The organism is Flavobacterium cucumis (assembly GCF_900148835.1).
GTDB classification, from domain to species: Bacteria; Bacteroidota; Bacteroidia; order Flavobacteriales; family Flavobacteriaceae; genus Flavobacterium; species Flavobacterium cucumis.
Window position 1 is genome coordinate 79,718 of the sequence record NZ_FRYK01000002.1, and the last position, 16,066, is coordinate 95,783.

The 16,066-nt window shown below is 32.1% G+C and carries 15 protein-coding genes; 5 read left to right on the forward strand and 10 right to left on the reverse strand.

The genetic code is table 11. The annotated features are described in order from the left end of the window. Window positions 1–40 precede the first annotated feature (40 nt). From BUE95_RS06360 to BUE95_RS06370, 3 genes are read right to left on the reverse strand one after another with little or no spacing between them, the layout of a single operon-like run. Window positions 41–1,027 carry an NAD(P)H-dependent flavin oxidoreductase gene (locus BUE95_RS06360; protein ID WP_262494368.1) on the reverse strand — a complete coding sequence of 329 codons (987 nt, stop codon included), beginning with the start codon at window positions 1,025–1,027 and terminating at the stop codon, window positions 41–43. Continuing rightward, window positions 1,027–2,214, reverse strand: coding sequence for a tRNA 2-thiouridine(34) synthase MnmA (gene mnmA, locus BUE95_RS06365; RefSeq protein ID WP_073583500.1), 1,188 nt, complete (start codon window positions 2,212–2,214; stop codon window positions 1,027–1,029). Before mnmA ends, BUE95_RS06360 begins: the two co-directional genes overlap by 1 nt. A gap of 1 nt (window position 2,215) precedes the next feature. Beyond that, window positions 2,216–2,989, reverse strand: coding sequence for a toxin-antitoxin system YwqK family antitoxin (locus BUE95_RS06370; protein ID WP_073582641.1), 774 nt, complete (start codon window positions 2,987–2,989; stop codon window positions 2,216–2,218). 173 nt (window positions 2,990–3,162) lie between these two features. On the opposite strand from BUE95_RS06370, the gene BUE95_RS06375 reads away from it, so the two are divergent. Then, window positions 3,163–4,110: a fasciclin domain-containing protein gene (locus BUE95_RS06375; protein ID WP_073582643.1), complete on the forward strand. Its 948-nt coding sequence runs from the start codon at window positions 3,163–3,165 to the stop codon at window positions 4,108–4,110. Window positions 4,111–4,572: 462 nt separating this feature from the next. Here the strand turns inward: BUE95_RS06375 and BUE95_RS06380 are convergent, their stop codons facing one another. Further along, window positions 4,573–5,424 carry a DUF2911 domain-containing protein gene (locus BUE95_RS06380; RefSeq protein ID WP_073582645.1) on the reverse strand — a complete coding sequence of 284 codons (852 nt, stop codon included), beginning with the start codon at window positions 5,422–5,424 and terminating at the stop codon, window positions 4,573–4,575. A gap of 137 nt (window positions 5,425–5,561) precedes the next feature. On the opposite strand from BUE95_RS06380, the gene BUE95_RS06385 reads away from it, so the two are divergent. Genes BUE95_RS06385 through BUE95_RS06400 form a run of 4 tightly spaced genes read left to right on the forward strand, consistent with a single transcriptional unit; the run spans window position 5,562 to window position 9,527 of the window. Further along, complete coding sequence (locus BUE95_RS06385) at window positions 5,562–6,029, forward strand: SRPBCC family protein (RefSeq protein WP_073582647.1); 468 nt, start codon at window positions 5,562–5,564, stop codon at window positions 6,027–6,029. A 4-nt stretch (window positions 6,030–6,033) separates the two neighbouring features. Continuing rightward, entirely contained in the window at window positions 6,034–6,732 is a 699-nt protein-coding gene (locus BUE95_RS06390) for an SDR family NAD(P)-dependent oxidoreductase (protein WP_143165235.1), read from the forward strand. Between the two features lie 12 nt (window positions 6,733–6,744). After that, complete coding sequence (locus BUE95_RS06395; RefSeq protein WP_073582649.1) at window positions 6,745–8,031, forward strand: cryptochrome/photolyase family protein; 1,287 nt, start codon at window positions 6,745–6,747, stop codon at window positions 8,029–8,031. Between the two features lie 35 nt (window positions 8,032–8,066). Then, window positions 8,067–9,527 carry a cryptochrome/deoxyribodipyrimidine photo-lyase family protein gene (locus tag BUE95_RS06400; RefSeq protein ID WP_073582651.1) on the forward strand — a complete coding sequence of 487 codons (1,461 nt, stop codon included), beginning with the start codon at window positions 8,067–8,069 and terminating at the stop codon, window positions 9,525–9,527. Here BUE95_RS06400 and BUE95_RS06405 read toward each other — a convergent pair. The 6 genes from BUE95_RS06405 to BUE95_RS06430 all read right to left on the reverse strand — a co-directional run bounded on the left by BUE95_RS06405 (window position 9,524) and on the right by BUE95_RS06430 (window position 15,994). Then, window positions 9,524–10,180 carry an HAD family hydrolase gene (locus BUE95_RS06405; protein WP_073582653.1) on the reverse strand — a complete coding sequence of 219 codons (657 nt, stop codon included), beginning with the start codon at window positions 10,178–10,180 and terminating at the stop codon, window positions 9,524–9,526. The genes BUE95_RS06400 and BUE95_RS06405 overlap by 4 nt on opposite strands. Window positions 10,181–10,335: 155 nt before the next feature. Next, complete coding sequence (gene lpdA, locus BUE95_RS06410) at window positions 10,336–11,739, reverse strand: dihydrolipoyl dehydrogenase (RefSeq protein ID WP_073582655.1); 1,404 nt, start codon at window positions 11,737–11,739, stop codon at window positions 10,336–10,338. 142 nt (window positions 11,740–11,881) lie between these two features. Further along, window positions 11,882–12,730, reverse strand: a complete 849-nt coding sequence (locus BUE95_RS06415) for an aldose 1-epimerase family protein (protein ID WP_073582657.1) — start codon at window positions 12,728–12,730, stop codon at window positions 11,882–11,884. Between the two features lie 2 nt (window positions 12,731–12,732). Further along, window positions 12,733–14,274, reverse strand: a complete 1,542-nt coding sequence (locus tag BUE95_RS06420) for a hypothetical protein (protein ID WP_073582659.1) — start codon at window positions 14,272–14,274, stop codon at window positions 12,733–12,735. 13 nt (window positions 14,275–14,287) lie between these two features. Further along, entirely contained in the window at window positions 14,288–15,430 is a 1,143-nt protein-coding gene (locus tag BUE95_RS06425; RefSeq protein ID WP_073582661.1) for an ABC transporter ATP-binding protein, read from the reverse strand. A 3-nt stretch (window positions 15,431–15,433) separates the two neighbouring features. Next, on the reverse strand, window positions 15,434–15,994 hold the full coding sequence (locus tag BUE95_RS06430) for a GNAT family N-acetyltransferase (protein ID WP_073582663.1): 561 nt from the start codon (window positions 15,992–15,994) through the stop codon (window positions 15,434–15,436). Window positions 15,995–16,066 lie beyond the last annotated feature (72 nt).

Sequence of the window (16,066 nt, forward strand, 5' to 3'; positions counted from 1 at the left end):
TAAACCAACAATCAACGATGTTTTTAATTGAACTTGAATTCTAAAATTCAAAAGAGCTTATCTCTTTTTTAGCAGTATTAAATTCGGTAATAATTTTATCAACGATAGTTTCTGCTGGCAAAATATCCTGAATAAGACCAGCAATTTGACCAATTTCTAACTCCCCTTCTACCAAATCCCCTTCAAACATACCACGCTTTGCTCTTCGCTTTCCTAATAAGGCTTCTAAATCGTCTCTCGATGGACATTTAGCATATAATTCCTGAACATCATTGTAAAATTTATTTTTTATTAAACGAACAGGAGCTAACTCTTTTAATGTTAACTGCGTATCTCCCTCTCCCGTTTCTACAATGGTTCTTTTAAAATCGTCATGTGCAGAACTTTCTATTGATGCCGCAAAACGACTTCCCATTTGAACACCATCTGCTCCTAAGGTCATCGCTGCCAACATTCCTCTTCCTGTAGCTATACCTCCCGCAGCAATTAATGGTATCGAAATTTGCTGACGAACCATAGGAATTAAGGTCAGTGTTGTAGTCTCCTCTCTCCCGTTATGCCCCCCTGCTTCAAAACCCTCAGCAACTACGGCATCAACTCCTGCTTCTTGTGCTTTTAATGCAAACTTGGAACTACTTACTACATGTACAACCGTAATACCATTTTCTTTTAGAAATGGAGTCCAAGTTTTTGGATTTCCTGCTGAAGTAAATACAATTTTCACCCCTTCTTCAATCAGAATTTGCATAATTTCCTGTATATTAGGATATAGCATTGGTACATTTACTCCAAAAGGCCTATCAGTTGCTTTCTTGCATTTTTGTATGTGTTCTCTTAAGACTTCTGGATACATAGATCCGGCACCAATTAATCCTAAACCTCCAGCATTACTGACGGCACTTGCTAGCTTATAACCACTATTCCAAATCATACCGCCCTGAATAATAGGGTATTTAATATTGAAAAGCTTTGTGATTTTATTCATGATATTTACTTTTTTAATTATGGTATAAGTATCAGATTTAATTAGGCAATGACACCACTTCCTAGAATTTCATCATTCAAATGCCAAGCTACAAATTGCCCTTCTGTAATAGCCGATTGCGAATTCTCAAAGATCACATACATTCCTTCTTTGAATTGATATAAAGTAGCTTTTTGTAACGGTTGACGGTAACGAATTCTTGCCATTACTTCCATTTTTTCACCTATTTTTAAAGCTAAATCTTCTCTAATCCAATGAATTTCATCATTACTGATAAATAATGCCTTTTTAAATAATCCTGGATGCTGATTGCCTTGACCTGTGTATACAATATTCCTTTCAACATCGGTTTCTATAATGAATAAGGGTTCTTTTGTCCCTCCAACATTTAACCCTTTACGTTGTCCTTTTGTAAAATAATGAGCACCTTGATGCTTGCCCACAACTTTTCCAGGTACTTTCAAATAATCAATTCTTCTTGATTCAAAAACAAATGCTTCTTCATCTGAATTAAATTGTGGTTTTTCTTGATGATATATTTCGGCTTCCGCTGGAATTTCGATAATAACCCCTTCTTTTGGTTGTAATTTTTGTTGTAAAAATTCAGGTAATCTAACTTTACCAATAAAGCAAAGCCCTTGAGAATCTTTTTTCTCCGCAGTAATTAAATTCAATTTAGCTGCTATTTCTCGAACTTCTGGTTTCGTTAATTCGCCTATAGGAAATAACGCTTTAGAAAGTTGGTCTTGCGATAATTGACATAAAAAATACGATTGGTCTTTATTTCCGTCAACTCCCGCTAGCAATTGGTATATTTTCTCACCGTCTTTTTCAGTAATTCCTTTTCTACAGTAATGACCAGTTGCTACGTAATCTGCACCTAATGACAAGGCAATCTTCATAAAAACATCAAACTTAATTTCTCTATTACAAAGTACATCTGGATTTGGTGTTCTACCTTTCTCATATTCACTGAACATATAGTCGACTATTTTCTCCTTATATTGTTCCGATAAATCTACTGTTTGAAACGGTATACCTAACTTTTCTGCAACAAGTAGAGCATCATTACTATCTTCCAACCATGGACATTCGTTTGAAATAGTTACAGAATCATCGTGCCAATTTTTCATAAAAAGTCCGATAACCTCATAACCTTGTTCTTTTAATAAATAAGCAGCAACACTTGAATCTACTCCTCCTGAAAGCCCTACAACCACCCTTTTCATTTTATTTTCCACTTTCTTGATCTTTCTTTAATTGTTGAAATGTTTTGGATACTTTTTGTGTATTTCGTTGTTCAAATTTAATCAATTCTTTAGCAAATTTTGAAGCTTTTACTTCTTTAATTTCCTTCCCTTTTTCAAAAAACTTCCACTTATCAATTTTATTCCCGTCTTTGTAATAGCCCTCATAAATTTTATTTCCATTACCGTCATAATAAGTAGCTTTCCCTTCAAAACGCCCATTCAAATACATATGTTCGTCTATCAAATCTCCTTTTTCAGAAAAGGTTTTTGCTATTCCTTCTTTAATTCCATTACTGTAGTTTGTCTCTTCTGCAAGCTGTCCATCTTTATAAAAAATTTTTTTTGCACCATGCAGTTTACCGAATTTATAATTTTCAATAGTCATCAATTGAGTAGACTCAAAGTGATAATATTTCCAAATCCCATCTGGACTTTTATCAATTAATTTACCTTCACTAACTTTATTTCCTTTTTGATCATAAAAAACAGCATAACAACTACCATCCCCTTTTGAAAAATCTCTTGTAGCTATAATAGAACTAGCTTTGGTATCATCAAAATACTTGAAAACGCCAATTTCTTTTCCATGATTAAACTCACCTTCATATCGTACTCGATTTGATTCTTTGTGTGTTCCTCTCCATACACCGTGACGTTTTCCTTGTTCATCAAACTGATTCACTTTATTTTGACTTAGTAAGATCCCAGATAATGAAACAAAAAACAATAGAAATATTGATTTTACTTTATACATTGTTTAATTTTTTTTTATATTAAAATTTTGATTAATCAAATATTTAAAGGCTTTAAAAAAGTGCATCATCAAACAAAAAATAATTCTGTGTTAAATTCACTAGTTAAGGTCAATAATATTTTTTTTATTTGTTTAGACTTTTTTAAATTCGCTTAAACAAAAAATAATTATCTATGAAAAACTATGCAAAATTAATCAAATTAAGTTTAATAGTAGTAACTTCTGCTGTTATGTTTTCGTGCTCTGATGACGACACAAATCCAATTGAAAACAATTCAATTGCTGCAATTGCTTCTAGAAATGCAGATTTATCAATTCTAGTTGACGCATTGGAAAGAACTGATTTAGTTGGAACTTTAGATCAAACTGGACCTTACACTGTTTTTGCTCCTACGAATGCAGCTTTCACAAGTTTTTTATCAGCTAACGGTTTCAGCAATCTTAATGAAGTACCTACCGATGTACTTAGACAAATTTTATTAAATCATGTAGTTTCTGGTACAAACTTATCTACCAGTCTTTCAACAGGTTATGTAAAAACTTTGGCATTAGGTAGTGCATCAACAACAAACACACTAAGTATGTTCATCAATACTTCCTCTGGTGTACGCTTAAATGGTGTTTCTAGTGTTGTTACTGCTGATGTAAGAGCTACTAATGGAGTTGTTCATGTTGTAGATGCAGTAATTGGATTGCCTACAATTGTTACTCATGCTTTAGCAAATCCAAACTTTTCAAGCCTAGTTGGCGCACTTACTAGTAATGGTCAACCTGATTTTGTTTCAATTTTGTCTGGTTCAGAAAATTCACCATTCACTGTTTTCGCACCATCAAACACAGCTTTTACTAACTTTGAGACTCAAAACCCAGGAGTTTTAGGTAGTTTAACTGCAGGTGAATTAACATCAGTGTTAACATACCATGTTGTAACAGGTGCTAATGTACTTTCAAACGCAATTCCTACAACACCAATTACAACCTTTGAAACTGGAACTTTCACAATTGCTGGTACTGTAATAACTGACGAAAGATCAAGACAAACTAACATTGTTGCTGTAGATGTACAAGCTGCAAATGGAGTAATTCACGTTTTAGACAATGTCATATTGCCAAATTTCTAATTTTATATTTTGTTGAGCAAAAGGCCATTACAATTGATTTTGTAATGGTCTTTTTTTATTGCTTAGTAGCAAATAGTTTAAACTATCTTTTCAATGGTAATTAAAAAAATCAGAATAAGTCAAACTTCTTAAAACTAAAAACTTTGATATTATTTGAAATAATTATGTTTAACATACCCTACGATTAGAAAAAAAAGGAACATTAAATGCAACTGTATAAAAATTTTATCTATACAATTATAGAAATAGAAGGTGAGAATTCATTTGAATAAATTATTACTTCAATCAATAAATGAATCCAAAATAGCTATCGAATCTTATATTACGAAAATCTTTCCAAACTCAATATTTGGAATAGATAGTTAACTACTCTACTCAAATTTTAAAAAAAATCATTCAAAAATTAAATAAAAAAAGCTCGATAAAAACCGAGCTTCTAAATTCATTGTGTAATAAATAAAATTATTTAGACCATTCAGAGATACTATCTTTATTCATTTTTTCGTAATCAGCATTTCCAGCTTTAACGGATAACGCTAAAGACTCTTTTGCTGTAGCTATAGCTCCTTTTTTATCTCCTGCTTTTGCTTGAATTAAAGACTTTAATCTTAAATACCAAAAAGGGGTATCATTTCCAGATGGCGTCATTGAAACGGCATTGTTTATCCAAGTTAGTGCTTTATTCATATCACCGTTAGTTTGATAAAAATATTGTGCCGCAGAAAAATAATCCCCAGCAGAAGGTCCTGCTAAAGTTTTTTCAATACTCTTAAGTGCTGCCTCTTGAGTTGGTACATTGAATGGAACTGAAACCATAGTACGCTCCCATGATAACTCTAATACCCCTGAATCATTTGACAAATTGTTTAAAAATATTGAAAAAGATTCAACTGATTTGTTTAAAGTTTCTGGTTTAACAGTCGTTTTTAATGCAACTTTTGATTCATCCCATTGTGCCGGTAAACCCCAATTATTAGTTTCAGTATAGAAGATTACGTCCCAACTATCCGCTCTAGGTGTTGTAAACAATGCATATTTCCCCTTTTTAAGTTGTTTACCTCCGATGGTTACATCTTCACTAAAAGAAATTGTTGTATTGGCATTAGCTCCAGTTCTCCAATTTTTACCAAAAGGAACTAAATCACCATAAACAGTTCTTCCTTTTGCACTTGGTCTTGAGTACTCAATTTGAACATTAGTCATACCAACAACTTGATCAATCTTTGCCAATGGACTTGATTGAGGTGTTTTTACTTGTGCTTCTAAAGCTAAGTTGGCTAAAACTACTGCCAACAGTGTAATAATTTTTCTCATAGATTTTAAATTTAGATCTCAAAATTACAAATTGTAAAAGAATGAAATGTTAATATAAACTTAAATGAATATTTTTTTGTTTAATTATAATTGAAAAAAATTAAACATTTTGTAACTTTACAAAAAAAAAATAAAAAATGAAAATTTATAGATTACATACTAAGCAAAATTTACCCATTTCAATGGAAAAAGCGTGGGAACTTTTATCAGATCCAAAAAACTTACAATTAATAACTCCTGATTACATGGGATTTAAAATACTATCCGGTGCAGACAGACCAATGTTTCCCGGGCAAATTATTCAATATATAGTAACTCCAGTATTAGGTATTCCAACAACATGGGTTACCGAAATCACTCATGTGGTGGACAAGCAGTATTTTGTAGATGAACAACGTTTTGGACCTTATGCTTTATGGCATCATAAACATTTCATCAAAGAAATTCCTGGCGGTGTAGAAATGGAAGATATTGTTGACTATAAAGTTCCTATGGGAATTTTAGGCCAATTGGTTCATCCAATATTAGTGAAACCGAAATTGAACGAAATTTTCGAATACCGAAGAAAAAAATTAATCGAACTATTTGGTGAATTTAAAGGATAACATCATGAAAAACATACTATTAATTGGTGGTTCTTACGGAATTGGACTAGCCATAGCAAAAGAACTACAATTTGAAAATAACGTTTATATCGCTTCAAGAAGCAATGAAAACTTAGCTGATGTAAAAGCAACTCATATTGCATTCGATGCGACAACTGACACAATTGATACCTCTCAATTACCAACTGTCATTGATGGATTAGTGTATTGTCCGGGAAGTATTAATTTAAGACCTTTTAAAGGATTAAAACCAGAAGCTTTTGAAACCGATTTACAAATTAATTTCATAAGTTTGGTTAAAGTAATTCAATCTGTTTTGCCTAATTTATTAGTATCGGAACAAGCTAGTATTGTAACTTTTAGTAGTGTTGCAGCCACTATGGGAATGCCATTTCATACTAGCGTGGCCGCTTCAAAAGGTGCGATTGAAGGTTTTGCAAAAGCATTAGCTGCAGAATATGCCCCAAAAATTAGAGTGAACGTAATTGCTCCGTCATTAACCGATACACCTTTAGCCGATAAATTCTTGAATAACGAAACAAAACAAGAAAAATCAGCAGATCGTCATCCATTAAAAAGATTTGGAAAACCAGAAGACAGTGCACAAATGGCAGCCTTTTTATTAAGTGATAAAAGTAGTTGGATATCGGGACAAATTTTCCACGTTGATGGCGGAATGTCAACTTTATTAGTAAACGGATAATAAAAACAGAACATGAATATTTTTTGGTTCAGACGCGATTTAAGAGTAGATGACAACGTTGGATTTTTTCATGCTTTGAATAGCGATGAAGAAGTACTACCTATTTTCATTTTCGATGAAAATATTCTGTCGCAATTACCAAAAAATGATGCTCGAGTAACCTTTATCCACGAACAATTAGAAAAGATTCAATCGGAATTTAAGAAATACGGAAAATCATTAGCGGTTTTTCATGGTAAACCAATTGACATCTTCGAAAAGTTAATTACTGAAAATAAAATTAATGCGGTTTACACCAATCACGATTACGAACCTTATGGCCGTAAACGTGACAAGGAAATGAATCAGTTGTTCGTGGCTAATGGAATTCCGTTTTTAACCTCAAAAGATCAAGTAATTTTTGAAAAAAGCGAAGTAGTTAAAGATGACGGAAGTCCTTACGTTGTCTACACGCCTTATTCGAAAAAATGGAAAGAAAATTTTAAAAAAATCAAGCTAGCAAACTATCCATCCGAAGAGAAATTGGATAACATAACTAAGCACTCCTACTCTTTTATATCCCTAGAAGATATTGGTTTTGAAAAATCAGAAATCAAAGTAACATCTTATGATGTTTCGGAAAGTTTAATTCAGAATTACGAAGCTACTAGAAATTTTCCTGCTTTAAACAAAACTTCTTATTTGGGAATTTATCTCAGATTTGGAGCGGTTTCTATCCGAAAAATGATAGCAAAAGCAATCGCTGAAAAGAACGAAACCTTTTGGAATGAGTTAATTTGGCGCGAATTTTTCATGCAAATTCTATGGCATTTCCCTCATACTTCCAACAAAAGTTTCAAAGAAAAATACGATGCCATTCAATGGGAAAATAACGAAGAAAAATTCAAAAAATGGTGTCAAGGAAAAACGGGTTATCCATTTGTAGATGCTGGAATGCGCGAACTAAATAAAACCGGCCACATGCACAATCGGGTTCGCATGATTGTGGCAAGTTTCCTTTGTAAACATCTCTTAATCGATTGGCGCTGGGGTGAAGCTTATTTTGCGCAACATCTTTTGGACTATGAAATGGCGAGTAATGTTGGAAATTGGCAATGGTCCGCAGGATCTGGTGTGGATGCAGCACCTTATTTCCGGATTTTCAACCCAACGGAACAAATCAAGAAGTTTGATAAAGACTTAAAATATATAAAAAAATGGATTCCCGAATTGGAAACTCAATATTATCCAAAACCTATCGTAGACCACAAAGAAGCACGAGAAAAATGTCTAAAGGTCTACAAAGAAGCAGTTGGATAAAATAGCGTTGCCCTAAACACTATAAAACGTAAAAAATGAAAATTGTTTGGTTCAAGAGAGATTTGCGTTTGCACGATCATGAAGCCTTACATGAAGCCTTATCGACTTCAGGAAAGACTTTATTGCTTTACATTTTCGAACCTTCGTTGATGAAAGATTATCATTACAGTCAACGCCATTTTGACTTTATCAAACAATCGTTAGAAAGTTTACAAAAAGAGCTTTTAAAATATCACACTCAAATCCTAATTGTTCAAGGTGAAGCAGTAACGGTTTTTGAAAAACTATCGAAACTTATTTCCATAAAAGCAGTTTATTCACATCAGGAAACCGGAATTAAATTAACTTTTGATAGAGATGTAGCTGTCGCCAAACTATTGAAAAATAAAGGAATTATTTGGAACGAATACGTCACAAATGGTGTTATTCGCGGTATGAAAAACCGAAAAAATTGGAAAGAAGATTGGTATGATTTTATGGATAAAGATTGTCTGCCGTTTCAACCAACACCCAGAAGTTTTGTCAAATACATTGAGATTGAAGAACTAGAAAATCATTTCGAAATACCATCCATTCAAACGGTTCATAATCCCAATTTTCAGAAAGGGGGCGTTCCAACTGCTTTGCGCTACATGAAATCATTTTTTGAAGAACGCATTCAAAATTACAGCAGTCATATTTCAAAACCAGAGTTAGCTAGAAAAGGCTGTAGTAGACTTTCACCATATATTGCTTGGGGAAATTTATCCGTTAGACAAGTGTATACCAAGGCTTGGGAATTGCATCAGCAAGGAAAATTCAAACGTCAGATTTCTAATTTTGCTTCTCGGTTGCGATGGCAAGCGCATTTCATTCAGAAATTTGAAATGGAATGCTCGATGGAATTTATCGCAGTTAATAAAGGCTATCGTAAATTGAATCAAAGAGTTAATGAAAAATATCACAAGGCTTGGATTACAGGAAGAACTGGAGTTCCATTAGTTGATGCTTGTATGCGTTGTTTAAATACAACTGGATATTTAAACTTTAGAATGCGGGCATTAATAGTTTCGTTCTACACGCATCATTTGTTCCAACCTTGGCAAAATTGTAGTCCGCATTTGGCCCAACAATTTTTAGATTTTGAACCCGGAATACATTATCCTCAAATTCAAATGCAAGCAGGAGTTACGGGAATCAACACACTACGTGTTTACAATCCTATAAAAAATTCGTACGAACATGATGAAGAAGGAAATTTTATAAAAAAATGGGTACCTGAATTAGCCAATATTCCAACCGAATTCATCCATGAACCTTGGAAATTAACCCCGATTGAATCCATACTATATGGATTTGAATTGGGAAGAGATTATCCACATCCAATTGTAAATTTAGAGGAAGCCAGAAAGTTTTCAAGTGATTTCTTTTGGTCAATGCGAAAAAATGAATCGGTCAAAAAAGATAGCAAACGCATTTTAGCGAAACATACGTTACACGATCAAGAAATGAGTTAGTTCAATTGGCACACTTTCTCAAAATTCAATTCGTCAAAGTGTTGAATAATTATATTGGCTTTTGATAAATCTTGATCTTTCGAATGAAAACTATCATAACCGACACAGAAAATTCCTGCTAAAACCGCAGCTTGAATTCCGTTTGTACTATCTTCAATTACGATGCAATTTTCTTTTGGAGCAATCGATAAACTCGCAGCATGTTCAAAAATAGCAGGATGTGGTTTTGACTTCGGAAAATCTTCACCAGAAACGATGTGCGTAAAATATTGGTGTAAATTAAAACGAGTAAACACTCTATTAATTGTAACTTTAGAGGCAGAAGATGCCACAATCAACTGAATTCCGTTGGCATGCAAATCTTTGATTAAGTCTTCAACTCCTTCAATCAAATACAAATCTTCTTTTAAATCAAAAGCTTCATTAAACAATTGACGCTTTCGCAAGATTAAATTTTCCACGTCTTCCTGCAAATCGAAATGAGTTTTTAATTTTTGAAAAATATTTCTCGTAGAATTTCCTGTAAACGACCGATACATTTCGTCTGAAACTTCAATACCTAATTCTTTAAAATGCTGATAATAGGCAAAATGATGCACTGGTTCGGTATCAACAATTACACCATCCATATCAAAAATAACCGTTTGTATCATATGCTAAAAGTAAGGTAATTTACAAATTCCATTTAGAAAATTTAAAAAGTAAAATAAGATACTATCAAATGAATTCAAAATAGAATTTCAATTTTAATGAAAAGAAAACCTGTGAGATTTAGGCTCACAGGCTCCATATTTTATTATATTTTTTATTAAACGTGCAATGCTCGGTTATCAGTAGCAGCTAATGCTGCTTCTTTGATTGCTTCTGCAAAAGTTGGATGAGCGTGAGACATTCTTGAAATATCTTCTGCACTTGCTCTAAATTCCATAGCTGTAACTGCTTCTGCAATTAAATCGGCACATCTTGCCCCAATCATATGAACTCCTAAAACTTCATCTGTTTTTGCATCGGCTAAGATTTTTACAAATCCGTCAGTATCTCCTCCTGCTCTAGCTCTACCTAAAGCTTTAAATGGGAAACTTCCTGATTTGTAAGCAATACCGTCTGCTTTTAATTGCTCTTCTGTTTTACCAACAGCAGCAACTTCTGGCCAAGTGTAAACAACTCCAGGAATTAAATTATAATCAATATGAGGTTTTTGACCTGCTAAAATCTCAGCAACCAATACCCCTTCTTCTTCCGCTTTGTGCGCTAACATAGCCCCGCGAACCACGTCACCTATTGCATAAATATTAGAAACCGAGGTTTGTAAATGCTCATTTACTTCGATTTGACCTCTATCAGTAACTTTAACTCCCGCTTTTTCTGCATTTAATCCATCTGTATAAGGACGACGACCAACAGAGACTAATGAATAATCACCTTCTAACGTGATGATTTCTCCTTTAGCATTTTCTGCTTTAACGGTTACTACATCTCCCGCTCTTTCTACTGACTGAACTTTATGAGATGTATAGAATTTCATTCCTTGTTTTTTCAACACTTTTGTCAATTCTTTTGATAAAGCAGCATCCATTCCAGGAATAATTCGATCCATAAATTCGACTACAGAAACTTGTGCTCCTAAGCGTAAATATACTTGACCTAATTCGATTCCAATAACACCACCTCCAATAATTACTAGGTGTTTTGGAACTTCTTTCAATTTCAATGCTTCCGTAGAAGTGATGATTCTATCTTTATCTAATTTGATAAAGGGTAAACTTGATGGTTTTGAACCAGTAGCAATAATAATATTTTTTGATTCTATAATTTCTGAAGACCCATCTTCTTTAGTCACTTTCACTGATGTTGCGCTTTCAAACGAACCAACTCCATTAAAAACGGTAATATTATTTTTATCCATTAAAAATTTTACACCACCTGAAGTTTGATCTACAACTGCTTGTTTACGAGCAATCATTTTCTCTAAATTCACTTTTACATCTCCCGAAACTTCAATTCCGTGATCTGCAAAGTGTTGTAATTCTTCATAATGATGAGAAGATGCTAATAAAGCTTTAGATGGAATACATCCAACATTCAAACACGTTCCTCCTAGGGTTGAATATTTTTCAATAATAGCAGTTTTAAAACCTAATTGTGCACAACGGATTGCCGAAACATATCCTCCAGGTCCAGAACCTATAATGGTAACATCAAATTGACTCATGATTGTATATAAAGTTTGTTGTTTAACTTGAATTCAAATACAAAAGTAACGCTTTTTGAATTAATTATTTGTTACTTTTTTGGTAAATTATGACGCATTCAAAATCTTTATCTAATAAAATTTCATATTAAAATCTTCTTTTTCACATCAAAACAACAGTAATGTTTTTAGTAAAAACTTCGTTTGATTCAAGAAAATTTATCCCTTCTTTCTCATCAATAACACCATTATGCAGCACATTATCAGCCAAACCACACCAAGGTTCTATACATAAGAAAGGCGCATTGGGTTTTGTCCAGATTCCTAAATAAGGAAATCCATCAAAATGAAGAGAAAAAAGAGGTTTCTTATTTTTTAAAAGTACGAGCTGATTCGATTTCAAATGTTTAAAAACTAAAGCATCTTTTTCAAATAATGAATAGTCTAAATAAAGTTGTCCATTAGTTGTAGGAATTTTTTTGAATGAATTATTAAATTGCTCATCTTCTAACTCATACGACAATAATTCTTCTATTTCGTTAAATCGTATAGAATAGTTAGTAAAATCATCTGTAATAGCAAATGCTGGATGTGCTCCAATCGAAAAAGGCATGATACGGTTCGTTTTATTTTCAACTGAATATATCATTTTTAGACTAGATCCTTCCAATTGATATTCCAATCTTAAAAGAAAATTAAATGGATAGCTTTTCAATGTTTCAGCATTACTTTTAAAAATAAAAACTACTGAACTCTCCGTTTTGTTTTCAATCTCGAATTCAAAATTTCTTGCAAATCCGTGCCTTGGCATTTGATATACGCTATCATTAATGGTATAATTATCATTTTTTAACCTTCCCACAATAGGAAATAAAATTGGTGACGTTTTGTTCCAATATGTAGCATCTACTTCCCAAATATAATTTTGGCTGCCTTTTTCCAATCGAATTAACTCAGCACCAAGTGAATCAATCGATGCTGAAATCTCTTTATTTTTTAAGGTGATTATCATAATTAATTAGCTGCAATTCCTCTCCAATTGCGAAGCAGTTTAGAGGAAAAAAATAAAATTGAAATTGAAATTATAATATTAACTAAAAACATTTCTGTTACATTATCTTTTAACCAATAATAAAACGGTGACTCATAATATTCGTACTCGCTAAATCTATAATAATCCGGCTTATTAGCTTCCATAACTAAAAAATAAAGAATTGGAATAATTGCGCTATAAGACCAAAGGGATAAATTTAAAGCTATACGACTCAATTGTATACTTTTTTTATTAAAATAAATCAGAAAAAAATAAAATAATATAGCTAAAATTGTTACGAGTATTAGATAAAAATATAAAGTTCCAAAACCTGAAATCGCTGTAAATATAACATACACAACATTAATTACTCCAGTAAAAACAACAGCTATTAACCAACTTTTACCAGAAGTAACTCGGAAAGAAAATAGCAAAAGAGAGATTCCAAATGCACCATATAAAAAAGACAAAAGCATTTCTAAATCTATAAATGCATTTGTATGAGCGTTTGAAACTAGATCATATTTATCCTTTAATATATCTTGTTGCACATAATATTGAGAATATTTTTTTTCCTCACCTTTCATCGGAACTATTGCCTCATAATCATTATAGCGATAAGAATTGTTAGTTTCGTAAGCCTTCAAATAAGGTTGAATGTAAAGAAAATCTTTAAAATTAGGAGCCTTGTATGTAATTTCTAACCATTTAGTTGCATCAAAATTAGTGGCCAAATCATGTTCGCGAATCAGACTCATATACGTTGCCATTAATTTTTTTATTTCATCAACATTTTGATTCTGTAACCAGTTATAAACCTGCAATTTATTCATTGAATCTTCTTCTTTATTAATGACAGAAAACTCAAATGTATTTCGATTTAACAATGAAAATTGGTCATACTTTTTTCCGTTAAAAATGACATGATCTTTATAATGGTAAGCTGCTGTAACCCTTTCAGCATAATAATCTGGTTTATTTTTATTACTGTTATTTGATTGTTCATCCTTTATAGTATTTCCTAAGCTATCAATTAATCCTGAAGCTAGAGAATCTATTTCGGTTTGTCTAAAACTTCCATCAATAAATAGATCAGCGGTACTAATTATTTTACATCTTTCTTTAATTTCAGCAAAAGAAAAATAACTTTTTTGATGAAATTGTTTTCCTACACTAAATGGAATATAGAATGTTACTAAAAAGAAACAAATAACAAAAATTTGCATCCATTCAAAAAACAGACTATACTTCGATGTGATGTAAAACGACTTCAAAGCATTGTTCTTAAAATAATTAATAAGCCATAAAATAAAAATAATTATGACCGATAAAACACCTATCATAATGGAAAAGGTACCAATATTAATATTTTTTCTATTAGAAAAATCAATAGTACCATCCATATATCCTAGACCAAAAAAGATAAAATGAAGTAGTAATCCAATAGCTAACAAGGGTACAAATTTGGTATTCCAAAGCAATGGGTATTTTAGTAATAATTTTTTCTGTATGTCTTTAAACATGATTATATTTTTTTTAGTTCACAAAAAAGCGACGCGTTGAATTTGAAATGTTTCGCATGTAAGTCATTGGAATCGATTGGTCAATAACAACTTTTAGAAAATTATTCATTTCAATTTTTTCCGGAAAAGTTGCAATAAAAGTTCCTCCATTTTGTTCTAAAGAAATTACTTCTAAAGCGCTAAATGCTTGCTTTAAATCACTTAAATTCAGCGAACTTTCAAACTCGATAATACATTTTTTTACCAAATCATTCTCGGTATTTAAATTTTTTTGGGAACCACGCTTTAAGAAAACAACTTGATTGGATGTTTTTTCTACTTCATATAATTGCTGGGAACTTAAAACTATGGCAATCGGTCGAAAAGCCGAATTTGCGATGTTTCTAAAATCGTCTAAAATTGTTTGCTGTGCTAAAATATCTAAGTTAGCTAAAGGTTCATCAATCAACAAAATTTTAGGTTTACGAAGCAACATTCTAGCCAACTCAAAACGCATTTTATACCCAGAAGACAAATCATTCCAATAATGTTTTCTATATTTTCGAAGTCCCAATCGCGCTATAACTAAATCAACTACCAAATTATTTTCTTCTGGCAAATAACCATAACAACTTGCCGTAAATTCTAAATTTTCATACATAGAACCTCGCCACGTTTCTGTTCGTTGTGGAATATAAACTAATTTTGTTCGTAAATCATAAAAATCATCAAACGCAAATTGATAATTTATTGACCCAGATGTTGGATGCAATTCTCCACACAAACATCTAAGTAAAGTTGTTTTCCCATTTCCATTTTCTCCCACTAAACCAATAATTTCACCCGTTTTGACTTCTAAATTAATTGGGCCTAATAGAAAAGAGGCGTTATACGCTTTTTGGAGATTATTAACCGAAATAATCGTTTGATGCCAATGACATTCCTTTTTACTTAAAAACGTATAAAGTTCACCTAATAAATCTTTTAAATACGATTCTTTCTCTTCATCCTCTTTATCATTTTGATCTAACCAATCTAGAAATTGAATGGTTTTTCTGTAAAATTCAATATTTTCAGTATCTAGGGTAAAGTCAATTACTCTTTTTATGGTTTGATTGAAATCATTAAATTCGAGAAGTTCTTGTACTCCGCGGAATTGCTTTTCAAATTCGGTCATATGCTATTTTTTAAAATTTTGCTTTAAAAGGCTGTAAATTACAGTATCCGTAAATTCGTTATTGTAGTAAAAATTTTCTTTAAAATGAGCTTCTTTTTCAAAACCATTTTTTAACAAAACTTTTTCAGAAGCAACATGTCTCGAATCTATTACAGCTTCTATTGAATGAAAATTTAGTGTATTAAAAGCAAAATCCAATACTACTTTCACAGCTTCTGTTACATAGCCTTTTCCACTTTGTTCAGGTAAAATCATGTAGCCTAATTCCGTTCTGAAGTGTTCGGGTTGTGTTCTATAAAAACCTATAATTCCAATACACTTATCACTGTTCTTTTCGGTAATTGCCCAATTGATATCAAGGTTTTGATCAATTTTATCGTTAATTATTTTTATATGAGCCAAAGCGCCTTCAATAGCTGTTATTAAAGGTCTTGGAATAAACTTCATAGTTTCTGGGTTTCCCCTTAACACCAATATATCAGGAGCATCCTCGTTTGTTAGTTTTCTAAAACGTAAATGTTCCGATGTTAGTATTGGAAATGGTGTAAAGCTAAGTTGTAACATTAGTTTTTATCAAATGTATAAAAAAACACCTAATACTTACGTACTAGGTGTCCAACTAATTAAATCTAATTT